Source organism: Pedobacter sp. KH_004 (genome assembly GCF_057840755.1).
Window position 1 is genome coordinate 4,579,799 of sequence record NZ_CM174519.1, and the last position, 26,441, is coordinate 4,606,239.

Sequence of the window (26,441 nt, forward strand, 5' to 3'; positions counted from 1 at the left end):
AAAATCCTCACTTTTTCAAGTGAGGATTTATATTGTAAAATTCTGCTAGTCAATAAACTTCCACCTTACAAAAGCTTCCATCGCTTCGTATTCTGCCAAGCCTAGTTCATCATAAGCTTTTGCCGTTTCACGGTTTCTGTCTTCTGCACGTTGCCAAAATTCTCTTGCATCGTCGCCAGGAAAAACAGCCCTATCTTTCTGACTTTGGTGTTTAAATATTGCATTTCTTTTGCGTTCCAACTCCTGCGGAGAAATAGGCACAGCCATTTCAATCTCATGGGTTTCAAATTCATGCCAGGCACCACGATACATCCATAACCAACAATCTTGTGCCCACGCTTCTGTTTTGCGAAGACGTGTCAATGCAGCTAAAATAATATTAAAACACACGATATGTGTTCCATGAGGATCTTCAAAATCTCCGGCTGCAAAAACCTGTTGTGGTTTTACTTTCTGTAGGAGATCAATTGTCAAATCGATGTCAGCATCGGTAACCGGATTTTTTTGATTTTTACCACTTTCATAAAAAGGTAGCGCCTGAAAATGAATATGGTCATCTTCCAATCCGCAATAACGAGCACCAGCTATCGCCTCACCTTTTCTAATCAAACCTTTAACGGTTTGTATTTCTGGGGTATCAACCTGGTTAGGTTTCTTCTGGTCGATAAAGGTTCTCATCTTATTGTACAATTCAGTTAGATGTGAATTATCCATACCCATCTTTTCTGTAAAATCTACATTAAATTCTACAAAACGAAGGGCATCATCGTCCCAAACCGCAGTATTGCCAGAGGTCTGGTAAGCCACATGAACATCATGTTTTTGATCCACCAAACGAATAAAGGTTCCGCCCATTGAAATTACATCATCATCTGGGTGCGGAGAGAAAATAATCACCCGTTTTTTAGCTGGTTCTGCTCTTTCCGGACGTTGAGAATCATCCGCATTTGGCTTTCCACCTGGCCAGCCAGTAATGGTGTGCTGTAACTTGTTAAAAATATGGATGTTGATATTGTAAACCGGCCCTTTTTCAGTCGCCAATTGCGCCATACCATTATTGTTGTAATCGTCTTCAGTTAATTTTAAAACCGGTTTCTTCAATGTATTGGCCAGCCAAATCACTGCTTTACGAATCAAGTCTTCTGTCCAAACGCAATCTTTAACCAACCATGGGGTATCAAAACGGGTCAGTTCTGCTGCTGCCGGAGTATCTAAAATAAATTCAACATGCTCTGAAAGCTGGAGGTAAGTCGCCGGAACATCACCAGAAATTTCGCCTTCTACTGCTTTTTTAATAATCGATGCCTTCTTGCGGCTCCAGGCCATTAAGATAATTTCTCTGGCTTTAAAAATAGTACCAATCCCCATAGTAATGGCTTTGGTAGGTACAAAGGTTTTTCCACCGAAATCCCGAGCGGCATCACGACGGGTTAAATCATCAAGTGTGACCAAGCGTGTGCCGGAATTTGGTGCCGAACCAGGCTCATTGAAACCAATGTGACCCGTACGACCAATACCCAATATCTGGATATCCAGTCCACCAAGATCTCCGATTTTTTTTTCGTAATCTAAACAAAATGCAGGAATATCTTCCAAAGGAAGCGTTCCGTCAGGGATGTGAACATTGCTTTTATCAATGTCGATATGATCGAAAAGATTTTCGTTCATAAAAGTAACATAACTCTGTGCGGCGGTAGGCTGCATTGGATAGTATTCATCCAGGTTGAAAGTTATTACGTTTTTGAAACTTAAACCCTCTTCTTTGTGCAGCCTAACCAGTTCGGCATAAACTGCAATGGGGGTAACACCTGTTGCTAAGCCCAGTACTGCAGGTGCGTTGTTTGCTTGTTTTGATTTAATGAGGTTGGCAATTCTGTGCGCCACATTAATGGAAGCAATTTTTGGATTTTCGAACACGCTCACAGGGAGTTTCTCGAAACGTGTCTCCTCCAGTAGATTTAATCTAGCCATTTTATTTATGGTTTTTAATGTACGGAGCAGTAAATATAGAGAGTTATGCCCAATTTCTAACAAAGGTTATTTACTTTTATTAAAAGTATTTCCTTAAAATTCGATTGAGGCTATAAACAAACGTTTGATCAAAATTATCATGAACATCCAAATTCAAAATCTTTATCACAAGGCGCAAAAAGACCAGCGTTTAATTATCGGGTTAATGAGTGGGACATCAATGGATGGATTGGATATTGCATTATGTGTGGTAAAGGGAAGTGGCGCCGAGACGGATATTAAAATACTTGAATTTAAAACCGGGGAATATTCTGATGACTTCAGAGCAAAGATAAAAGCCATTTTCTCTAAAAAGCAAGTTGACTTGGCGTTAGTTTGTCTGATGAATGAACACATTGCCAATACACATGCCTGTTTGATCAATCAGGCTTTGAAAGAATGGGGCTATAAAAATGATCAAATTGATTTTATTGCCAGCCATGGGCAAACCATTTTTCATGCGCCCAAATCTCTTCATCAACTTGTAGATTATCCAAATGGAACACTTCAGATTGGAGATGGCGATCACATTGCTGTAAAAACCGGAATCATTACTTTATCTGATTTTAGGCAAAAACATTTAGCCGCTGGAGGTGAGGGTGCACCCTTAGCAGTTTATGGGGACTATCTAATTTTTTCGAAGTGGGGAGAAGATCGGGTGATGCTCAATATTGGAGGTATCGCTAACTTTACTTATTTGCCTGGAAATCTAAATGCATCAGAAATTTTTTCAACTGATGTTGGTCCGGGGAATACCCTGATGGATCAATTTATGCAACACCACTACAATCAATTTTACGATAACAATGGTGCTGTTGCGAAATCGGGTAAGTTAAATGAAGCCTTGTTGAAGGAATTATTAAAATGTGACTTTTTTGAGTTGGATTTTCCAAAAACAACAGGTCCTGAACTGTTTAATCTGGATTACTTACAGGCAGCGCAAAAACAATCTTCAACATTGGACTTAGCAACTGAAGAGGTGATGACCACATTATGCCATTTCTCGGCAGAAACCATTTCGAATGCTGTGAAACGATGCTTTGGCAACGAACCTAATGCACAAATTTTCATGAGCGGCGGAGGGATGCATAATCCACTTTTGGTAGAACTGTTAAGAGAAAAGCTTCCTCATTGTAATTTCTTCACCACTGATGACTTAAACATTAATCCCGATGCAAAGGAGGCTGTTTTATTTGCTGTATTAGCCAATGAAACGATATGTGGTAAGCCCACAAATTTCGGAGACAGAAAGGGTGTACCTTCTATTTGCATGGGTAAAATCAGTTTGCCGGAATAAACCTTTTTGTCTGCGAGAAAAATTTGCATTTTCAACAATTTCGTTACATTTGCTCAAACCCTAACTTAACTACAAAACCAATATTTTATGGAAAAAAGTTACCTCAAATGGTCAACAAGATTTTTTGCAATTTTGTTGATCCCATTTCTGCTGCTTTTGTTTACAGAAATGGCACAGGCACAGACTAAACGCTATACCATCAGCGGTAAAGTTACCGATGCCGCCAACAATGGCCCGATTCCGGGTGTTGTCGTGAAAATCTTAAATACAAATTTAGCAACGAGTACCAACGCCAACGGAGGCTATTCATTTTCTGTTGATTTAGCTCCAGGAACTGCCCAAATTCAATTTTCGTTCGTTGGCTACAAAAGTAAAATCCAGCCGGTAAGCTTAGCCACAGGCGATCAGGTCCAGGCAAATGCTACCTTAAGTGCTGATGCAGTTGGGTTAGATGAGGTAATTGTAACAGGAACATCAGCTGGTACTACCAGAAAGGAACTTGGAAGTTATGTAAGCACTGTTAAGGGCGATGATTTAAATAAAGCGCCAAGCGGAAATGTACTTTCTTCTCTTCAGGGAAAAACTGCAGGCGCCCAGATTAGCCAGAATTCTGGTGACCCGGCGGGCGGCATGTCAGTGCGCCTGAGGGGAATAAGTTCAGTAAATTCATCTTCTGAACCATTATATATTATTGATGGAGTAATTGTAAATAATTCGACCACTCGGGTTACCAATACCTCAGCCAATTACGATGGTGGTAATTTTGTAGGCAGCATTGGCCAGAATAGAATGGTTGATATTAATCCTGCTGACATTGATCGCATTGAGGTTTTAAATGGTGCTGCAGCTGCCGCTATTTATGGATCTCGTGCAAACTCTGGTGTAATTCAGATTTTTACCAAAAAAGGTGCAAGTGGTAAAACCCAGGTAAGCTTTAATACCAGTTTGACCATTAGCGAGTTGAGAAAACAAGTTGAAGTAAATCAATCGCCTACTAAATTTGGTGGTTCGGTAAACTCATTTACGCAAGACGTTATTCAAACGGCAATTGTTCCTCCTGCTACCACAGCCGCATTGCTTACCAATACTACTGCAGTTAACAGATATAATTATCAGGATTATATTTTCCAAACCGGTTACGGAACTGATAATACGGTTTCGATAAGTGGTGGTAATGACAACACAAAATTTTATACCTCTGCCAGTTATTTTACCAACCAGGGAATTATTAAAAATACCGATTTTACACGTTACAATTTAAGGGCAAATGTAGACCAGAGAATAACAGATTGGGCTTCGTTGAGCGTGGGTATGAACTATATCCGCAGTGCAGCAAACGAAAAACCAGATGGAAACTCATTTTTTTCTCCAATGAATTCGGTTACTATTATTGGTAATTTTCACGATATATTTGCCAGAGATGCCAACGGTAATTTATTAGCAGTTGGAGAAAGGGGCAGGGTTAATCCTGTATCAGTGATAGAGGATATTAAGCAACGGCAGCAAACCAATAGAGTTATCGCCAGTGCAAACCTTAAATTGAATCCAGTTAAAAATCTGACTTTAAACTTTTTAATTGGAGCTGATAATTCTGGTGCAAATGGATCAACTTATATTCCGCCTTTTGCCTATAATGTTAATCCAGATTTCTTTGGTGGTGGCGCGGGCCTGGATGGGGCTTTAAATGGCTACGCCAGTTCTGCAAGCAACGCTTCTTTTCAGTTTAATAATGAAATCAATGCAAATTATCAGGCTAGGATATCTGATCTGATAACCTCTACAACCCAATTAGGCTACTCGTTTCAGTACGAACAAACACGGTATCAATTACTTAACGGCCGCGGTTTAGCCCCTTTAATCGAAACTGTAAATGCTGCTGCTACCCAGTTGCCAAGTGTTGATGGCCGGACCCAACTTTCTGTAACTGGGGGTTACCTTCAACAAACATTTAAATACAAAGATCATTTTTTCTTAACGGGAGCAGTAAGAGTAGATCAATCTACTGTATTTGGTGCCGATAATAGAACACAAACTTATTTTAAAGGAAATGCCAGTTATGTTTTGTCATCAGCTGATTATTGGAAAGATTTGGGTGTTTCATCGTGGTGGGATACGTTTAAAATCAGAGCTGCTTATGGCGAATCTGGTAACTTGACTGGAATTGGCGCTTACGATCGAATTAATGCTTATTCTACACAATCATTTTTAGGGAGAGCCTCACTGTTCTCTAGTGCGCAATTGGCAAATGAAAATGTGAAACCAGAACGTCAACGCGAACTCGAATTAGGTACCGATATGTCATTTTTTAAAAACAGGTTAGGCATTCAGTTTAACTGGTATAATAAAAAAGTTAGCGATTTGTTAATAGCAAGTGTTACTGCTCCAACTATCGGTTTTTCCAGCTTTTTAGATAATATTGGCTCGTTAAGAAATAAAGGCATTGAGTTGGTTTTAAGCGGAACTCCTCTTAAAGCAAAGGACTTTAGCTGGAACACATCAATCGTGTTCAACAGAAATAGAAATAAAGCCTTGGATGTTGGTGGTTTAAGATTGTTTAGCACCAACCCTGGTGCTCCGGTGGCCATCATTAATGGAGAGGCAATTGGTGTTTTTTACGGAACATTTTTTGCCCGCAAACCGGATGGTAGTTTGTTAACAAATGCTGCTGGTATTCCATTACTTGAGCGAGGCATCCAAACATCGGCAACCACATTTACACCCCAACGTGATGCAAATGGTTTACCAACCGGAACGACGTTAAGAAAGGTTTTAGGAGATCCAAATCCAGATTATACCGCTTCTTTAGTGAATGATTTCAGTTACAAAAGATTTAATCTTCATGTTCAATTAGATGCTGTTCAAGGAGGAGATGTTTGGAATGCAGATTGGAGAACCCGCCAAGGCGTTGGTAATGGAAAGGTAGCCGAAGCAGAACAATTAGGTCAGCTGCCTAGAGGCTATGTTGCAGGAGTTTATGCAACAGAAGAATGGAGAATTGATGACGGATCTTTTGTTAAGCTCAGAGAAATTTCACTGAGCTATAATATTGGGAAAGTGAAGTATTTAAGAGATTTAACTGTTACGTTAAGCGGAAGAAATTTGATTTCTTGGGACAATTATAAAGGATATGATCCAGAATTAAACTCAGGCGGCCAATCAACGATATTAAGAAATATCGATTTTGGAGCTGTTCCAATTCCAAGAACCTTTAGTTTAGGTTTACAAGTTAAATTTTAATCGTTAAAGGAAGTTTTATGAAAAATTCAAGAAATAACACCTCAAAATATATTACCTGTTTCGCTTTCTCGTGCATGTTGTTTTCGGCATCATGTACAAAAGAATATTTAGACCCATCAAGAGCCAAAACCGATGTTGCATTAACAACTCAACAAGGATTGACAGCCGTTTCTATAGGGTTACAGCGTGTTTACACTTTGGGCAGAAGCGGTGTAATGTTCAATTCGATAGCAGCAAACGGCTTTGTAACCAATGAATTTTCACTGCTAAATTCGGGTAATATTCCAGAGTTACAATTAAGTACTGGCGGTAATGCGGTTGATGGTACCAACACCATTTTATTTAATCTTTGGACAAGCGCCAACAAGATTATCTACGATGCAGATTTGGTTATTGCTAACGCGGGTAATCTTGGTGATAAAGGTTACGCATCAGGATTAATTGCTTATTCAAGTGTTTTTAAGGCACTTGCTATAGGTAATATGGCGCAGTATTGGGAAAAAATTCCGGATGGAACAGGTAAAAACGTTCAGTTTGTCACTAGGGCTGCAGGATTTACAAAAGCAATTGGCGTTTTAGATAACGCGCTAAGCGTTATTGCAACAACCCCAATTTCTACGGGTTTTAATAGCAATGTACCTCCTGCTATAAATATTGTAAATACTTTGCATGCACTGAAAGCAAGATATGCGCTATTTTCGGGCAATTATCCATTGGCGTTAACAGAAGCTAATGCGGTTGATTTAACAAAATCATCTGCTTTTGCTTTCGATCCAGCTTCGCCAAATATTTTATTTTCTATTATTTCTTCCAACAATGTTTTTCAGCCGCTGAATGTCAACTTAGGCTTAACTGGTGCTAATGTGCCAGATGCGGGAGACAAGAGAATTCCCTTCTATACATTCTTTACAGGCACACCAACGGCAACAATTCGAATGGGCGGCTTTGCTACTACCACTTCAACGGCCTTTCCTATTTATTTGCCGGGAGAAATCACTTTGATCAAAGCCGAAGCTTTTGCAAGACAACCGGATTTAGCTAACGCATTAATTGAGTTGAATAAAGTGGTTACCAAAACATCAGATTTATTTGGTGTTACGGCAGCTCTGCCGGCATTAAGTGGCACTTATACTCAGCAGCAGTTACTTGATTTAATTTACAAACATCGGTCAATTGAGTTGTTTGCTTCTGGCTTAAAGCTAGAAGACATGAGAAGATTTAACCAGCCTCTGGCAGATCGGAAAAGGAATTTTTTCCCTTATCCTTTCCAGGAGCGAGATAATAATCCCAATACTCCAGCAGACCCCACCTTCTAAACAAAGGAGGCTTTCTCAAAAGTCTCTTTTTCACAAGAGACACAAGAGACACAAGATATAATTTTTATCAAATCTTTAATAATACCAAAAGGGCAATTTTCGATTTCAAAATTGCCCTTTTTATCTTCGTTTTCTGGCTATTATTGGTATTTAGCCAAATCAAATTCCGAAACGACTATCTCGTTTTTACCTTTGATACAGCCTCTTTTTTGTTATAATATGTTTAAATCTTTTGTTCGATAGTCTGCCAAGGCTTCGTTTTGGTGATCTAATTCTGTTATTAAATAGCTGATGCTTTCAATCGGGCAAACCCGTAACCTTAAAGAGATATCCAGCTTTTCAGATATACACAGCACCGCAGTTTTTTTGGAACAGGCAATCATTGCCTTTTTTAATTGATTAATTTCCCAGTAAGTATCTGTTAAGCCATCTTCCGGGTGGATAGCACTGGTGCCCATCACACATAAATCAGCTTTGATTTCAGAAAGCTGTGTAATTACTTGTCCACCATAGGTAATCTGCGAATTTTTAGAAAACAAGCCGCCGATGAGTATCACTTCCAGGTTATCGTATTTTGCCAATTCGACAGCCACCAAAGGGCTAATGGTAAAAAAAGTTCCTGCGATATTTTGTGGGAGTTGTTTTACCAGTTCTAAAATTGTGGTCCCACCACCAGTTAAAACCACCATCCCATCTTTAAAAAGTGAGGTCGCTTTTTTCGCAATTACTATTTTTATGTCCCTGGCATAAACCGTACTATCATCGAAAGAACTGTGGTATGATTTAGACAATGCACCTCCATGAACTTTAAAAAGCAAGTCTTCATCTGCCAATTCTTGTAAATCTCTTCTTATGGTATCTTCCGATACATTAAGTAATTGAACCAAATCAGAAGTGAGTACACGATTGTGTAAATTGATTTGGCGCATAATAAAATCATGGCGTTCTTTTTTGAGCATATTGATGTTTGGTTTTGCACTAAAGTAAAAATACTTTTCAATAATTTGCGTGTTTATGCGTTTTTAAGCAATTATATATCGTAATAGTTGCATGAAAATCTTTGTTATTTTGTTTTTTTATTAAAAAACAATCAGCATATTTACATAACTATTATTAAACATGCGTTAATCTGCATGTTTGGATAAGCCGGAAAACAAACAACTACAACCTTTTAAAACTTCTTACTAACTAATTATGATGAAAAAACTACTTTTTAGTTTTATCGGTATGGTTATGCTGCTTGCGCAAGTATTTGCGCAACAAGCCACCATTACTGGTAAGGTCACATCAAGTGACGGACCCATTCCTGGTGCATCAATTCGTGTAAAAGGAACCTCAATTGTATCGCAAAGCAATAGTGATGGAAACTTTACTATAAAAGCACTGAAAACAGATGTACTTACTTTTTCTTACATTGGTTATAAAACCGTTGAAAGAACTGTAGGTAATAATACAACAATCAATGTTTCCATGCAAGCTGATGCCAGTAACCTAAATGAGGTGGTAGTTACAGCCTATGGGATTGATCGTGATGTAAAATCTTTAGGTTATTCAACCCCAAAAGTATCAGGTGATGAGGCTGCTGCCACTCAAAGAAATGACTTTTTTGGTTCACTACAAGGTCGTGTTCCAGGGTTATCCATTAACAGTACAAATGGAAATCCAGGTTCTTCCGCTCAAATTGTTCTAAGGGGTTTTGTATCTATAAGTGGAGACAATAATGCCTTGATCGTTGTGGATGGTGTTCCTATAAATAACAGCACACTTAATCAAACAAGGGAGCTTGTTTCTGGTGCGGCGAACAGAGATCAGGATTATTCCAACCGAGGAATGGACATCAACCCGAATGACATTGAAAGCTATGTGATTATGAAAGGCCCTGAAGCTACAGCATTGTATGGTAGTGCTGGTGCCAGTGGTGCAATTTTAATCACAACAAAAAAAGGAAAGGCCGGTAGAGGAAGCATTAACTACAATAATTCGTTTAGGGTAGAGGAATTAAATAAGTTCCCCGAAATTCAAACCAAGTACAATACAGGCCTCTCAAACGGCGTTTACAACATTGGTACGTCTAACTTTTTTGGTCCTGCATTTTTGCCAACTACTCCTCTTTATGATAATATGCACAACTTCTTTGAGACTGGATTTACTCAAAAGCACAATTTATCATTTGAAGGTGGTACAGATAAATTCTCTTATCGCTGGTCTAACGAGTATACCGATTCAAAGGGAACGATTCCGACAACCAGTTATACAAGGATTTCTTCGCGGGTTACCGCAGTGGGGACTATTTCACCCATATTAAAGCTAACTACAACTTTTAATTATATCAATTCGAAGAATGATAAGGCCAACAAGGGGGCGAATGGTTCTTTGCTTCAATTAATGCGTTTTAGTTCGGCCTACAATGTCCGTGATTATCAGGATGCAAATGGAAACCGAATTTTACACCATGCCAGTATCTATGCAGAGTTTGATAACCCTCTTTGGGATGTGGTTAAAAATGTGAATAATGATAAGGACAATCGTTTTATTGCCAACACCAATATTGAGCTGACCCCTACAAAATGGCTTAGGATTAATGGGATTATTGGAGCCGATATCGCCAATACAAAAGGGCTTTCGGTATACCATGCACAATCTTATAGAGGTTCTGGATCTGCTGCAACCCCGACAGGTGGAACAGTTATGACATATGATAAACTTGCAAAGGTTTTTAGTGGATCATTAACGGCGTCAGCCAAACATAAGTTCGGAGATTTTAACAATACTTATGTTATTGGTACATCATTTTACGATTTTAATGCCGTTACAGATTCGCAGCGTGGAACAAACATGTATGACCCCAACTTTTACAGTATAAACAATACTTTACCCACCACCCAGCGAACCCTTACTTACGTCAATCGGTATCGTACGGTAGGCGCCTTTGCCCAAGCTATTTTAGGGTATAAAACCCTGTTATATTTAACCTTATCAGGAAGAGTTGACGGGGCTTCTAGATTAATGCCGAACAATCCATATTTCGCATATCCATCGGCTAGTTTGGCTTTTAATTTTACAGATATCGAAAAAGTGAAAGAAAATCTACCATGGATGGATAGCGGGAAGCTGAGAGCATCCTTCGCATTAACTGGTAAAGAGCCTTGGAGAGAATATTCGACAGGTACAAATTATGAAGCCAAAAGAACTACAGGAGGTGGCTATGCTTACTCATACTACGGAGGTAATCCAAACTTAAAGCCGGAAGTATCTCAAAATTTCGAGATTGGTACTGAAATGCAATTTTTAAAAAACAGGATCGGTTTAGACTTTAACTTTTATAATCTCTTGAGTAAAGACCAGATCATTAACCCCCGTTTAAGTTATGGAACCGGGTTTGTACTTGAAATGATGAATGGAGGTACGGTTCGAAATCGTGGTATTGAGGTGCAATTAACTGGTACGCCAATTAAAGGCAAAGATTTCAGCTGGAATACAACTTTCAACTTTACGCGGAACCGTGGTGTAGTATTGTCATTAGCAAATGAACTTCCTGAGCTTTATGAATCAGATACCTGGGTTATCGGTGAAATCAGAAGTGCAGTGCACCCGGGATATAGTACCGGAGCGATTAGCGGAACTAGGTTCGATAGAAATAATAATGGAGACATTTTAATTAATGTTTCATCTGGGCTACCGACAAGTTCTGATACACAATATTATCCTATTGGCGATAGAAATCCTAAATTCACATTAGGTTTTGTTAACAGGTTTAGTTACAAAAGCTTTAATCTTTCCTTTTTGTGGGATTTAAGATATGGTGGTGATGTTGTCAATGGTACAGAATATGCCTCTTATATAAAAGGAATAAGTGTTAAAACCCTTGATCGGGAATTACCGAGAGTAATTACCGGAGTTTTAGCGGATGGCTTGCAAAATACAGCAAACCCAACGCCAAACACAATTGCGGTAACACCTTATTATAATTCGAACTATTATTCGTTAAATGTTTCGCCAGAAATGTTTGTAGAAAGAAACATTAAAACACTTAGACTGAGAGACGTTACCTTAGGTTATGATTTTCCTCCATCATTGGTTAAGCGCATTAAATTTATTCAGAGTTTTGGCGCATTCTTAACTGTTACTGATTCGGTTTTGCTTACAAATTACTCTGGTGGAGATCCTGAGAGTAATGCAAATTCACCAGGCGTTGGTGGTATCGGCGGTTTCGGAATTGATTATGGTAATGTTGGAAAGCCAATCGGTTTCAACATTGGATTTAGGGTTAAATTATAGTGAACGACATGAAGAAATTATTTAAATTATATATTGCTGCGGCAGTATTATTGCTGATGGGGAGTTGTAAAAAATATTTGGATATTAATACTAATCCGGCTGTTCCTCAAACAAGTAAAGCGGAGCTATTGCTTCCACCTATTCTTTTCCAAATGACAAACGGAACATCACAAGATTATCGTTTTATCTGGAAAATTACACAAAACCTAATTGGCTCATCGACAGATGATGGCGCCTTGGCTTTTGAAAAACACACCTTTGTCCGATCAAGTGATAATGGAGGGGTTATCTGGAGAATGACTTATGTTGATCTTGGAATAAATCTGGAAAACCTCATTAACGATGCGGTAACCAATCAAAAATATGAATATGCGGCAATTGGTTATGCCATTAAAGCTTGGGCATATCAACAAACAACAGATTTATATGGCCCAATTATCCTTGATGAGGCTTTTACCCCAGGATTGTTAAAGTTTCCTTATAAGGATCAACCAGATGTTTATGCAAAAGTGAGGTATTACTGCGAACAATCAATCAAATATTCCAATATGAAAAGCCCGCTAAATTATGCCACTCAATTGGCAAGTATTACGGGCGATGGTATTTACAAGGGCGATATGGCTAAATGGCGGAAGTTTGTATATGCAATTTATGCTTTACAATACAGTCACCTAGTAAACAAGCCTGAATTTAAAACCCAATATGCTGACAGCGTAGTGAAGTATACCAACCTTTCTTTTGCGAATGAGTCTGAATCGGCTACAGTTTATTTTTCTGCCGCCAGTACGGATGATACCAATCCATTCGGACCAACTTTAGGTTATATAAATACAGCAGGTACTACATCAACTTATTATGGTCGAATATCAACAACTATCTTAAATTATTTAGCGGGAGGAGTAAGAGGTACGCCGACTACAAATCCAACCAGCTCTGTTGATCCAAGATTGAGCAGGATGTTACCTGCAAGTACAGCCACAGCCACACTAGGACGTTATATTGCTGGTGTTCCAACGCAAGGGAGTAGTACATCCGGCTTGCCAATAGTATTCGGATCTATTCCTGCTGGAGCAATAACATACAATGGCAAGTATATTTATGCTGATGCAGCAAGATATCCATTGATGACTTATTCACAATTACAGTTTACCAAAGCTGAAGCACTATTGTGGCAGGGAAAAGCAGCTGAAGCCTATACTGCATATAGAGCTGGTATTTCAGGTCACATGGATTTTTGTAACACTTATGGGAGGGCTTCAAAAGCGCCGGATCCTGTAATAACAACAGCAGAAATTGATGCTTATTTAGCATCATCAGAGGTTGCTCAAAGCGCTGCAACACTCACCATTGCTGACATAATGGGTCAGAAGTATATCGCCCAATGGGGATGGGCAGGTTTAGAACAATGGTCCGATATCAGAAAATATCACTACGATCCATTAGTCTTTAAGCAATTTTATCAGATTCCAACAGCCGATCTTGCGCTAGGAGGAAAATATGCTTACCGTTTCAGGCCACGCTACAATTCGGAATATGTATGGAATCCTGAAGAGTTGGCTAAGTGGGGTGGTTTAGACATAGATTATATGACTAAGGAAACTTGGTTCAGTCAGCCGTAAATTTTACATTTAAGATTATTAACATGAAGATATTTTCTAATTTATTCGCAGCACTAACCATCCTTATAGCAATATCTGGATGTACCAAAAATGTTTTGGATTATGGCGAAGTTGAAAAACTGAACAGTGATCAAGCTTTATTAAAAGTAAACTATGCCTCTTATTATTATAACAATAGGGCGATAGCGATAAAAATAAATGATAAACGTGTGAGTAGTGTCATCACTGCTCGTACTCCGTTTCCTGGTGGAGGTTATAATACTGGTGGTAGTTCAACTGCCGATTTTTTAGCTGTAACTCCAGGAAACTTAAAGATTTCTATTATTTTACCTAAAAAGAAAGATGATGGAACAGATTCTCTTGTACTTTATTCTACTTCTTTTCAAATTCAGCCGGGTAAAAACTATGTGGCTCATATTACAGATACCGCTGCGACAACCAAAAGCGTTTTAACGGAAGAAAATTTTGTAAGGCCTGACACTGCCTATTGCAAATACAGATTTATCAATTTAATGCCTAATGTGCCTTCCGTTGATTTATATTATGGCACTAGTGCCACAGATAATACAAAGGATTCTCTTTTAGCTGGAAATGTAAGTTATTTAAATATAACCAATGAAATCAGGCTAAGGTCTGCCCAATCTAAGACATGGAAAGTTAGGCCCGCTGGAGCAGCGATTACTACTGCTACCGTGTTAGCGAACTACACAAGTGCGAGCACCTTTCTAAATCAGCGGGTTTACACGATTTTTGCAAGCGGTTATAGCGGAATAGCAGCTGCGCCACGAAGGCCATACGTGTCATTCTTTTTGATTAGATAATCTAATTGCGCTAGTAGTATTATAAAGGCCAACCTCTCCGGGTTGGCCTTTATGGTTTAACTCAAATTGATATTCTCAGCTTGTTTAAAACTGGGTGCGTTTGCGCTTTTTTGCGTTTTTGTGCAGGGTACAGAAATATTGATAGCTTAAATTTGTGTATTTCAAAAAATATTTCATGATATTTACTTAAATATTGCCGTTTTGTGCAGTATTAAAAAAGCTAATCATTCAAACAATATTCTAAACTTACGTTTATGAGAAAAAGGTTACTATTAATTTTTATTGGTACGTTTTTGTTGCTGGCTCATGCCATAGCGCAGCAGATAACTGTTACCGGTAAGGTCACATCAGAAGATGGACCGATACCTGGAGTTTCTATTCGGGTTAAAGGAGGCTCTTCAGTTGCACAAACGAATGCCGATGGAAGCTATTCTATCAAAGCAGCGAGTGGTGATATTCTAGTTTTTTCTTACATTGGATATGTCACTGCCGAAAAACCAGTTGGCACAAGCACCATCGTAAATGTAAGCTTAAAAACAGATGCACAGGGCTTGGACGATGTGGTGGTAGTTGGCTACGGAACCCAACGCAAAGGTAACTTAACCGGCGCCGTATCTACCATTGATGTTAAAAAGACCTTGGAAGGGAGACCAATAGCTGATGTTGGAAGAGCATTACAAGGGGCGGCCTCTGGCCTAAGCGTGGTGGTTCCAAGCGGCGAAATTGGATCTGATCCGGTAATTAAAATTCGTGGACAACTGGCATCTTTCGCAGGTGGTAGTTCGCCATTGATTTTGGTGGACAATGTGGAGATTCCGAGTATTCAATTGGTTAATCCCAACGATATTGCATCGATTACCATTTTGAAGGATGCTGCGGCTGCATCGATTTATGGTGCTAAGGCTGCGTTTGGTGTGGTATTGATTACTACAAAACAAGGTTCAGGAAGCGATAAACCCTCTATCAATTATTCAAATAACTTCTCTTTCCAAAATGTATGGAAGGATCTAAAAATGGCTGATGTTAATGGTTTGAAATATACAGTCGATGCTTCTGAACGTGTTGGCGTTACTACGCCAACCGGGGCATTCTATTATGTGGATAGAGCAAGTTATGAAAAAGCTGTAGCCTGGAAAGAAAAATATGGCAGCACTATAGGGCCTGATGATCCTACTGTCTTTGGCAGAGATTGGTATGTTCAGGGTGCAAATCAAAAAATGGGTGTAAGAACTTATGATCCATACGATTACATGATTAAGGAATGGGCGCCTACTCAGCAACACAACCTATCTGTTGGTGGAACCACCGGAAAAACCTCGTATAATTTAGGTTTAGCCTTATTGGATCAAAGCGGGATGTTGAAACCTGCGAAGGAAGACCGCTTTACCAGATATAATGCTTCGTTGAAAATTTCGAGTGAAATTAATAAGTATTTAACCATTCGTGGAGGTGCATTATATTCACGGAGAAATAAACAATATGCCTACGCGACTAACTCTACAACCGCCGATCCATGGTTATATCTTTACCGTTGGAGCTCATTGTATCCCTTAGGAAAAGATGAAAATGGCGATATGATTCGTAGTCCGGAAAGTGAAGTTGCGGCTGCAAACACGGCAAACATTTTACTCAATTACGCTAACGTAAATTTGGGAACAACGGTAAACATCATGAAAAACTGGAAGGTTGATTTTGATTACACCTTCACCAATCAAAACGAAGATTGGAAGCGACCAGGAACCAGATTTACGGCCAGAAATTCATGGGTGGCACCGAAAGCTCGTTTAGATGCAAATGGTGCACCCGTTTATGTGAATGATATGGGGCAGGTGGTATCTAGCACTACAGCTGGCGCTATTGCAGCTTATGATTTATCGCTTGATATGTACACCACACCAGGTTCAAGTCCGGATCATTTTGCCAGAACAGCAACAAACTTTTTCATGCATACCATTAATGCATTTACTACTTATAATTGGAACATCAAAGAAGATCACGACTTTAAATTTATTTTAGGTTTGAACCGTGTGGCCTCAACTACCGAATCGCAATTCGGAATGATCACCAATCTTGCTGATATCATCAATCCGCAGTTCAAATTTGGTACAGGTGTACAAACAGTTATTCCATCATCAAACATCATGGGTACTATTCCAGGAGGAGTAAGCATTCCAGGTTCGGACAAAAGATGGGAGGCACAGCTAGGTTATTTCGGTCGCGTAAATTACGCCTTCAAAAATAAATACCTAATTGAAGGTAACCTCCGTTATGATGGTTCCTCGAAATTCCCAACAGATTTACAGTGGAGATGGTTTCCATCATTCTCTGCAGGTTGGGTAGCGAGTGAAGAGAGTTTCATGTCGTGGACTAAGCCTGTTTTGGACCAATTGAAATTCAGAGGTTCATGGGGGTCTATTGGCGATCAAACTGTTCCTAATGGCTTGTATATTGCAACAATGCCTAGCGGACAATCAACTTGGATTGGGGCAAATGGTGCAAAAGTAAATTTTGTGGGTACCCCTGCTGCGGTAGCTGCAGATATTCAATGGCAAGATATTGTGACTACAAACATCGGTGTCGACGCTACTTTATTGAAAAATAAAATGAATGTTTCATTTGATGTTTTTCAAAGAAATACGAATAATATGATTGTGCCTGCAGAGGGGATTCCGTTAACGTTTGGGGCAGGCGCACCACAAGGAAACTACGGCTCATTACAAACCAGAGGTTGGGAGTTAACGGTTGACTTTAACCATAGATTCAAGAATGGTTTGGGCATTAACTTCAGAGGAAATATTTCTGATGCCAAAACAAGATTAACAGCTTATGGCTCGGGTACACAGGTTACAGGTAACTATAACGGTAAGGATATTGGTGAAATTTGGGGTTATCGCACAGATAGATTATATCAGTTAAGTGATTTTGAACTGGATGGTGCTGGAAAACCAATCCTAATTACTTTAACCGCTGCCGAAAGCAAACTGAATGCTGGGAAACAAACTTATAAATTGAAAGCTGGACCTAATGGTGAAAAGCCCGTTTATCAACCTTTCTTGCAAAATTCTGCCAACTTCCGTTTTGGTCCCGGTGATGTAAAGTTTCAGGATGTTAACGGCGATGGTGAAATCAGCAATGGCGACGGAACTTTAGCTAATCATGGCGATTTGGAAGTAATCGGAAACTCAAATCCAAGTTACGAATACGGGTTTAGATTAGGTGCCGATTTTAAAGGTGTTGACATCAGTGCTTTCTTCCAGGGTGTGGGCAGCCGTAAAATTTGGGGAGCAGGCTTTTTGGCTATTCCAGGTTTCAACTCTGCTGATGGTGCAATGCCAGAAGCAATTGCAGGTAATTATTGGACACCACAAACACCTGATGCTTTCTATCCAGCTGCCTATAACAATGCGGCAAGCAGTACAACAAACAACATGCAGGTTCAAGATCGATACTTGTTAAATATGGCTTACATCAGGCTTAAAAATTTAACGGTAGGTTATACGTTCCCACAGTTGTTAACTAAAAGGGTGGGTATAAGTTCACTTAGAGTGTACACAGCATTAGAAAATTTCTTTACCTGGGATCATTTAGGCGATTTACCAATCGATCCGGAAAGTATAAGTGGGTATTCCGTTTGGGATCAGTCTAACTATAATGGCGGTCGTACAGGAACAGGAATTCCAGCTTTCAAGAGTGTTTCTTTTGGTTTACAGTTAACATTTTAAAATGATGAAGATGAAATATTTCAAATATATATATGGCCTGCCTCTTTTGGCAAGTCTATTAATTACCTCTTGTAAAAAAGATCTTTTGGATCGTCCACCATTAACAGATTATGTCGATGGCCAATTCTGGCGGGGTGAGGATGATATTCGGATGTATGCAAATGCTTACTATCCTAATTATTTTAATGGCTATAATTCTGGGTTTGGGGTAGATTATACTCCTGTTAGAGGGTATACTTTTTCTGATGATGTAACAGGGAAAAACGTTCAAACCAATTTTGAAAGCAGTGTACCAACCAGCAGAGGATCAACTCTTGAATCGGCAGATTGGTTAGGTACTTATGCTGGTCCCACCTGGGATTTTGCCTGGGTCCGCAAGTCAAATGTAATGATCAATAGATTGGACAACGTGGCTAAACCTAAAATTTCTACCGAGGCTTACAACCATTGGTCGGCTGTGGCAAGATTTTTTAGAGGTTTTGAATACAGTCGATTGGTAAGCGTGTTTGGCGATGTTCCATATTTTGATAAAGAAGTTTCGGATACGGATTTAGCGACTTTATATAAAGATAGAGATGCCAGAGGAGTTGTGATGGATAAAGTATACGATGACTTTAAATTTGTGATGGCCAACATGCGTGAAAATGATGGTGCACAATACTTAAACAAGTATATCGCTGCGGCATTTATCTCTAGATTTATGCTCTTTGAAGGAACTTATGAACACTATCACGGTTTAGATGCTGCAAGAGCTAAAAAATATCTTGAATTTGCAGTAGAAGCTGGAGATTATGTAATCAATAGCAATAAATACAATTTTACCCGCGATTTCAAATCTATTTTCTCAAGTGATAATCTGGCCGGTCATCCAGAGGTGCTATTATACAGGACTTATGATGCCGCTTTGGCGGTAACCCATAGTATTGGTTCATATCAAAATGGAACAGAAGTCGTTGGCGTAGATGCGAACCTGGTTTTAGTTAAATCTTTTTTGTTAAATGATGGTAAGGTTTGGCAAAATTCTGCTGTTACTGGAGCAGATTCATTTACCATTGCCGATTTGGTAAAAACCAGAGATCCACGATTTGAAGCGTCATTTTATGATAAAGCACTCATTCCCTCGGCCACTTTGTTGTATGGCTTTAAGTTCGCTTCAAGAGATGCACTTACTTATATTGGTAAAACGTATCCGGCAGCTTGGGGAAGTAATACCAATACCAGCGATGCGCCAGTAATCCGTTTGGCAGAAGTGGTGTTAAATTGGGTTGAGGCAAAGGCTGTTTTGGCACAGTATTATGGGGCGGCGGCAGTTACTCAGGCAGATTTAAATAAATCGGTAAATGCGATTAGAAACCGTCCGTTAGATGCTGCTGCAATTGCAAAAGGCATTTTGAAAACGGCTCCGCTTACCATTGGCGCTCTACCCGTAGATCCTGCCCGCGATACTGATGTTCCGGATTTGATATGGGAAATTCGTAGAGAAAGACGCATGGAATTTGTTTTCGAGCATACCAGGCTATTAGATTTAAAACGCTGGAAGAAATTGAATAACATGAACTTTAGTACGAATCCAGATTATTTCTTAGGACCATGGGTAAATGTACAAACAGAGGCACCAGCCTATTTAACTTCAGCCAATGCAACAGCAGGGAATGTTAAAGTAAAAAAAGCCGACGGTTCAATTGTAACTTACAATGGAACCAACGCTGCGGCAATGGTGGGTTATTGGATGGTAACCAATGCAACAAACCGAAATGCATTTACCGACAGAGCTTATTTGGCGCCAGTTGGTCAGGCACAAATTATTCAATATCAAGAAAAGGGTTATAAACTTACCCAAACCACAGGTTGGTAACTAGGTAATAATAATCAGCAATAAAAAAGGGAGCCTTTGCAATTGGCTCCCTTTTTTGTTGATTAAAAATTTAAGTATTACTTCTTGGCATTTATCCAAACCACTTTTCCATCCATAGTACTCACCACAAGATTTTTTCCGTCAACTACATTTACGGTATTAATCATCGAGTTATCAATTTTATGTGCCCATGTTGTCGATTGCTTTTTTGGATCAATAGCATAAACGACACCGTTTTTGGTTCCAAAAAATACATTGCCGTCTTTCTCAATTAACATAGAAGGTACATGCTCATAACCGAAGCCTGCATTATATCGCCAAAGCACACCAGGATCTTGAGGCTGAGCCTTATACGCCACAATTTCATCCTGCATCGTTTTGCCGTAAATAATCGTGCTATCAGTTGATAGACCAATTGATTCACGAACGGTGGCTTCTTTATTCCTCCAAAGCGTAGTGCCATTATTCACATCAATTGCTGTCAAATATCTATCTGGAGCAGAAATATACACAATACCCCTTGCCGCTACGGGGGTAACCATTGCCGGAGAAAACATTCTGTTGCCCTGGCCATTGTTCCATTTCCAAAGTAAACTGCCCGAATTGATGTCAAGCGCATATAAATGCCTTCCCCATGAACCGAAAATTATTTTACCTTGATAGATAAGTGGCTTACCCACTATTGTGCCTTCAACTTCTTTAAATGCCCAAATTTCTTTGCCGGTTTTAGCTTCTAAGGCCCTGAAAGTATTATCACTACCTCCAAGATAAATATTTTTGCCACTAACAACAGGCGATCCTAAAATTGAGTTTGGAGTTTCTTTTTTCCAAACCTCTTTGCCTGTTTTTTCATTTAGGGCATAAATGCTTCCATCGCCGGATCCGAAAATCACTAAGTTTTCAAAAACTACAGGCGAAGAATAAATGGCGCCCTTGCTATGAAAAGTCCATTCTTTTTTTCCGGTCTTTTTAGTTAGTGCCTCTACCAAGCCCAAGCTATTCCCAAAAATAACCCGGCTGGGGGAGCATACAGGGGTATTTACCACATTGGCATTCGAATGATAAGACCACAATTCTTTCGTATCCGAATATTTATTGTTGATGGCAAAATCTGGCCTTTCGTATTTATTTTGGTCATCCTGAAACGTTTTCAATGCTATTTTTCTCCAGGCCGGAGTAATGAGCTGAGTCGGTTTTTTAGTTTGAAAGAAAACACTATCCTTGGTCATTCTCACAATGTTATAACCACCAATGCTATCTTTCGCCCTTAAGTTCGAGCGACCCATGGTCGCTTCTATACCTTCAAAATTATAGGGTTTATTGTTATGACCATGGCCGCAAATGGCATACTGAATGTTGTATTTTTTCAAACGATCAGTTGCTTCGTACCAATTATCCAAGCTGTTATCTAGCGGATAATGATTGGCAAAAACAATGGGCATGTTTTTAGGAGTTGCTTTTAATACACTATCCAGCCAAACAGTCGCATCTCTTGGAATGTGCCCATCGCTCATTCTTAAATAAGGGCCAGACGCACAAGCGATAAAACGATATCCATTATGATCGAAAGTGAATTTATCATTCCCAAATTCTTTTATAAATCTTACTCCACCAGATTCTGACCAACCTGTATCATGGTTGCCAGGAATAATATGGTATGGCTTTTTTAGGCCTGATAGGATTTGTTTTGCTAAACTTAATTCATTATTGGTGCCCATTTCGGTAATGTCGCCAGTAACCACAATAAAGTCTATGTCAGATAATTCATTGATATCGGCCACCGTTCGACGAAGATCTTCTTCTCCTGTTGATGATCCGACATGTGTGTCAGTCACAAATGCGTATTTGAAGTCTTGGGCCTGAAGTCCAAAAGACATCAGCAGCGCAAATAATAAAAAGATGGGGGTCTTCATTGTTGTTAGTTTAAATTGCAGACATAAAAATCGTGTTTTTTTAAGCTAACTAAGTGCTGTAATGCCAATTTTACAGAGGTTTGGATAGGGGAAAGCTTACCGGAGGCTTAATCTTTGAAATAGTTAAAGTGCCGGAAAAATTATTCCGGCGCTTATGTCACTTACAATATCTTAAAGCCCAAACTTAACTGAAATAAGTTAGGTTTTTGAGTATACTTTTCACTTTTACTAATGTTTGATAGGCCCGCTTCATAACGTAGATCCACAGAAATTGACCCTACATCTACCCCTGCACCAGCTTGGATTCCAATAGCTTGATTTTTGTAATTGTCAAAATCTGTAGCTTGATCGTATGCACTGCTAAAGCTAGAATTTTCATCCAGAACAAATGATACCACTGGTCCGGCCATCAATCTGAAATTTAGGTTCTTTGCACCGAATTTTGTTCCCAGTAAAACAGGAATATCCAAGGTGGTGAATTTTACTTTACCTTCTGCAGCAACCTCGGTATTGTTATTATTGGTAAAGCTGATAAACTTATTGCCTTTGCTGCCAATGTAGGCTTCTGGTTGTACATAAAAACTTGCACCACCAATACGTGCCCATGCACCAATTTGATAACCTAATCGGTTTTCTTCGCTAGCGAAATCGGCATTGAGTTTAGCCAGGTTTACACCCGCTTTGATACCTAAATTAAAGGTTTGTGCCTGAGATGTTACCCAGCCAGCGGTTAGGAAAACAATAGAAAGGATGATTCTTTTCATTTTTTTGAGTGTTTAAATGTTTGCGTGTTTAATCAATTGGATTTTATAATCCGCAGTTCAGCACAATTATCGTGCAAAACACTCCTATTAACTTTGTTTTTTGTAATGCCATCACAAAAAAATGGCGATGTGAGCAAATATTTTTTACTTTTGCATCAAATAAAATCTGCTATGGCTAATTTTCAACTTACTTCTGAAACTGCTTTTAAAGTAAAAACTAAATTTTTAAGGAAATACCGCGATCTAGCGAACGAGCCTTTAGAGTTTACGCCTGGTAAAGAAGATCAATTGATTGAAGATTTAATGCGCTTGGTAAAACGTGACCGGACATATATCGAATTTACCATTCAGAAAGCATTAGCGGATACTAAAGGCAACAGACTTTAAGTTAATATCCGTTTTTCGCTTTTCTGCCTAAAGCACTTCCAGATATCTATTTTTAATGTTTAGGCGTTTTCGTACATTTACCTTTATAAAATACAATCATCCATCAGCTTGCTGTTTTGGATTCCAGAATTTAAGGTATGAAGAAACTAAAATATTATGTTTTAGCAGCAGGCTTGACTTTGGCTGTTTTCTCTTTTTCGTTTAGGGAAGATTTATTTCTGGTATCTAAAAACCTAGACATTTTCGCGTCACTTTACAAAGAAATCAATATCAATTATGTCGATGAAACCAATGCGCCTCAGTTAATGAAGACAGGGATTGATGCGATGTTGGAAACCCTCGATCCTTACACAGAATATGTTCCCGAATCGGAAATTGAAGATTATAAACTAAAATATATCAGTACCCAATACGGAGGAATAGGCGCAGCAACGGTACTGATCGATGGAAAACTTTTTGTAAACGATGTCAGTGAGGGCTATCCGGCTAACAAGGGCGATGTTAAACCTGGAGACCAAATATTAAAAATAAATGGGATCCAAATTAAAGGTAAAGATCGTGCACAAATTAGTCAGTTGTTACGTGGGCCAAAAGGTACACCTGTTGATTTAACGTTGATGAGAGACGGTAAAGAGATTGCCAGGAAATTAAATCGTGATGAAATTAAGCAACCCAACGTATCCTACTCGGGCATGGTTGGCGATGGCATTGGGTACATCAGATTGGATAAATTCTTAGAAAATTCTGGTCAGGAAGTAAAGGATGCTTTGGTTAACCTTAACAAAGAAAACCCCAAAGGCATTGTTTTGGACTTGAGAAATAATGGCGGTGGTATTTTGCAGGAGGCTGTTAAAATTGTAAACCTATTTGTAGATAAAGATCAGTTGGTGGTGATTCAAAAAGGCAAAAATGCCGAAAAAACCATCACCTATAAGACGCAGATGCTACCTGTGTCTCCCTCAGTTCCATTGGTTGTGTTAGTAAATGGAAATTCTGCGTCGGCTTCCGAAATTGTGGCCGGTTCGCTACAGGATTTAGATCGGGCGATTGTAGTTGGCCAACGTAGTTACGGCAAAGGTTTGGTGCAGCAAACATTTAATCTTCCATATAACAGTTTGGTAAAAGTTACCGTAGCCAAGTATTACACACCCTCGGGCAGATGTATTCAAAAACTCGATTACACCCACAAGGATATCAATGGACTTGCTGAGCGATTTGCCGATTCTACAATCGCTATGTATCAAACGAAAGCTGGCAGAAATGTTTATAGCGGGAATGGCGTTTACCCAGATTTGGTAGTCAATGCAGATAAACTTAGTCCGGTTACTATTACCATGATTAACAAAAGTTTATTCTTTAACTATGCTAATATCTTTTCGAAAAAAACTACAAAGTTGGAATCAGCTAAAACTTTCCAGGTTTCTGATGCAGATTACGCTGCATTTGTAAGCACCTTGGCTGATAAAGATCTCGCCTATCAAAGTAAAACAGAAAGACTGTTATCTGATTTACGTGTGGAGGCAGAAAAAGAAAATAAATCAGTAGAAGTGAAAGCCGATTTAGAAAATTTGAAATATAAGCTTACCTCATCTAAAAAGAATGATCTGGCTACACATAAGTCGGAGATCAAAAGGGTTTTAGAAGCGCAAATTATAAGCAGATATTTTTACGAGAAAGGTAGAATAGAGCAGAGTTTCCAATACGATAAAGAACTTGCGGCAGCGAAAACCTTGTTTGCCAATCAAACTCAAATGTTGGCAATTTTAAAGGGCGATGGCAATTACAAAGTAATTGGTAAGCCCGTTAAGGAAGTAACAGGCATAGATTAAATCATCCTTTCGGAAACCAAATTTAACATCAGTTATGAAAAAATTATGCCTGATCATTACATTAATTGTAAATGGATTACTTGCTGGTGCGCAAAATTATGTGCCTGCTCCATCCAATATCGAAGCACGTAAGTGGTTTGCTGATGCTCGCTTCGGACTTTTTATTCATTGGGGTCCTTTTAGCATCCCAGGCAGTGGCGAGTGGGTAATGAACGAGCGAAAAGTTACCGTGGAAAACTACACCCGTTTGGGGAAATTCTTCAATCCCATCGATTTCGATGCGCAAAAATGGGTTGCTACGGCTAAAAATGCCGGAATGAAGTATATCACCTTAATCACCAGACACCATGATGGTTTTAGCATGTGGGATACCAAATATTCGGATTTCAATATCATGAACACCCCTTACAAGAAGGATATTGTGAAGATGATGGCAGATGAGTGTAGAAAGCAGGGTATTAAACTCTTTCTTTACTACTCAATACTCGATTGGCGCCGCGAAGATTATCCGCATGAAACGGGCAGAACCGGCCAGTTTAGCGGAAGAAAAGGACATGGGAATTACGCAAGTTATCTCCAGTTTATGAAAAGCCAGCTTACCGAATTGCTCACCAACTATGGCCAAATTGGCGGTATTTGGTTTGATGGTCATTGGGATCAAACCGCTCCGGAAGGAGAGAAAGACCGCACTTCTAGACTCGATTGGAAATACGAAGAGATTTATGGTTTAATTCACGAGCTTCAACCTCAATGCATGATCGGTAATAACCATCACCTTTCTCCCTTACCAGGAGAAGATTTTCAAATGTTTGAACAAGATTTACCTGGAGAGAATAAATCTGGATTAAGCTTTCAGGAAGCAAGTGTACAGATTCCTTTAGAAGCTTGTCAGACTATAAACGGTTCCTGGGGGTTTAGCTTAACCGATACATCTTATAAAAGTGAAACCAAACTTATTCAAACCCTGGTAAAGGCAGCAGCTTTAGGAGCAAACTTATTGTTAAATATAGGCCCTATGCCAAATGGAGAAATCCAGCCTGAGTTTACTGATCGATTAAATAGTATGGGCGATTGGTTAAAAATATATGGAGAAAGTATTTATGGTACCAACGCAGGTTATTTAAAACCGCAGGATTGGGGATGCATTACGCAAAGAAGCGATAAACTATATATTCATATTTTTAAAGCTCAGCCTGAAATTTTGCTGAACGGTTTCCCATTTAAGAAAATACAAAAAGCTTATTATTTGAAAAATAAGAGAGTGGTAAATGCAGCGTTAAAAAACGGTTCGCTACATATTCCTATTGATGGGAATATCAACAAGAATGATGAGGTAATTGTGCTAGAAATCAAGAAATAGACATTGTTGGATTACTGAAAAATATTTAGTCAT

General features: G+C 39.1%; 15 protein-coding genes. 11 read left to right on the forward strand and 4 right to left on the reverse strand.

From position 1 onward, the window contains the following. Positions 1–45: 45 nt before the first annotated feature. Positions 46–1,971 (reverse strand): glucosamine-6-phosphate deaminase, encoded by a 1,926-nt coding sequence (gene nagB / locus AC3ITD_RS19750; RefSeq protein WP_489362340.1) that lies wholly within the window; start codon positions 1,969–1,971, stop codon positions 46–48. 139 nt (positions 1,972–2,110) lie between these two features. On the opposite strand from nagB, the gene AC3ITD_RS19755 reads away from it, so the two are divergent. From AC3ITD_RS19755 to AC3ITD_RS19765, 3 genes are all read left to right on the forward strand, one after another. Further along, entirely contained in the window at positions 2,111–3,307 is a 1,197-nt protein-coding gene (locus tag AC3ITD_RS19755; RefSeq protein ID WP_489362342.1) for an anhydro-N-acetylmuramic acid kinase, read from the forward strand. Between the two features lie 87 nt (positions 3,308–3,394). Beyond that, entirely contained in the window at positions 3,395–6,544 is a 3,150-nt protein-coding gene (locus AC3ITD_RS19760) for a SusC/RagA family TonB-linked outer membrane protein (RefSeq protein WP_489362344.1), read from the forward strand. A 17-nt stretch (positions 6,545–6,561) separates the two neighbouring features. Next, positions 6,562–7,860, forward strand: a complete 1,299-nt coding sequence (locus AC3ITD_RS19765; RefSeq protein ID WP_489362346.1) for a RagB/SusD family nutrient uptake outer membrane protein — start codon at positions 6,562–6,564, stop codon at positions 7,858–7,860. A gap of 212 nt (positions 7,861–8,072) precedes the next feature. On the opposite strand, the gene AC3ITD_RS19770 is transcribed toward AC3ITD_RS19765, so the two are convergent. Then, a complete protein-coding gene (locus tag AC3ITD_RS19770) occupies positions 8,073–8,819 on the reverse strand; it encodes a DeoR/GlpR family DNA-binding transcription regulator (RefSeq protein WP_489362348.1) in 747 nt (248 codons plus the stop codon). Positions 8,820–9,054: 235 nt separating this feature from the next. Here AC3ITD_RS19770 and AC3ITD_RS19775 point away from each other — a divergent pair, with 235 nt between their 5' ends. The 5 genes from AC3ITD_RS19775 (at position 9,055) to AC3ITD_RS19795 (ending at position 20,155) form a co-directional block, all read left to right on the forward strand. After that, the gene (locus AC3ITD_RS19775) at positions 9,055–12,138 is read left to right on the forward strand and encodes a SusC/RagA family TonB-linked outer membrane protein (RefSeq protein ID WP_265797325.1); all 3,084 of its coding nucleotides are present in this window, start codon (positions 9,055–9,057) and stop codon (positions 12,136–12,138) included. Positions 12,139–12,146: 8 nt separating this feature from the next. Further along, positions 12,147–13,757 (forward strand): SusD/RagB family nutrient-binding outer membrane lipoprotein, encoded by a 1,611-nt coding sequence (locus tag AC3ITD_RS19780; protein WP_489362351.1) that lies wholly within the window; start codon positions 12,147–12,149, stop codon positions 13,755–13,757. A gap of 23 nt (positions 13,758–13,780) precedes the next feature. After that, entirely contained in the window at positions 13,781–14,578 is a 798-nt protein-coding gene (locus tag AC3ITD_RS19785; protein WP_489362353.1) for a DUF4397 domain-containing protein, read from the forward strand. 254 nt (positions 14,579–14,832) lie between these two features. Further along, on the forward strand, positions 14,833–18,300 hold the full coding sequence (locus AC3ITD_RS19790; RefSeq protein ID WP_489362355.1) for a SusC/RagA family TonB-linked outer membrane protein: 3,468 nt from the start codon (positions 14,833–14,835) through the stop codon (positions 18,298–18,300). Positions 18,301–18,310: 10 nt separating this feature from the next. Further along, complete coding sequence (locus AC3ITD_RS19795; RefSeq protein ID WP_489362357.1) at positions 18,311–20,155, forward strand: RagB/SusD family nutrient uptake outer membrane protein; 1,845 nt, start codon at positions 18,311–18,313, stop codon at positions 20,153–20,155. Between the two features lie 77 nt (positions 20,156–20,232). On the opposite strand, the gene AC3ITD_RS19800 is transcribed toward AC3ITD_RS19795, so the two are convergent. After that, positions 20,233–22,068, reverse strand: coding sequence for an outer membrane protein assembly factor BamB family protein (locus AC3ITD_RS19800; protein WP_489362359.1), 1,836 nt, complete (start codon positions 22,066–22,068; stop codon positions 20,233–20,235). A 161-nt stretch (positions 22,069–22,229) separates the two neighbouring features. Further along, positions 22,230–22,832 (reverse strand): porin family protein, encoded by a 603-nt coding sequence (locus tag AC3ITD_RS19805; RefSeq protein WP_265797331.1) that lies wholly within the window; start codon positions 22,830–22,832, stop codon positions 22,230–22,232. A gap of 105 nt (positions 22,833–22,937) precedes the next feature. Here AC3ITD_RS19805 and AC3ITD_RS19810 point away from each other — a divergent pair, with 105 nt between their 5' ends. The 3 genes from AC3ITD_RS19810 (at position 22,938) to AC3ITD_RS19820 (ending at position 26,408) form a co-directional block, all read left to right on the forward strand. Then, complete coding sequence (locus AC3ITD_RS19810; protein WP_265797332.1) at positions 22,938–23,219, forward strand: hypothetical protein; 282 nt, start codon at positions 22,938–22,940, stop codon at positions 23,217–23,219. Between the two features lie 137 nt (positions 23,220–23,356). Further along, entirely contained in the window at positions 23,357–25,048 is a 1,692-nt protein-coding gene (locus AC3ITD_RS19815) for a S41 family peptidase (RefSeq protein ID WP_489362361.1), read from the forward strand. Between the two features lie 34 nt (positions 25,049–25,082). Next, on the forward strand, positions 25,083–26,408 hold the full coding sequence (locus AC3ITD_RS19820; protein ID WP_489362363.1) for an alpha-L-fucosidase: 1,326 nt from the start codon (positions 25,083–25,085) through the stop codon (positions 26,406–26,408). Positions 26,409–26,441 lie beyond the last annotated feature (33 nt).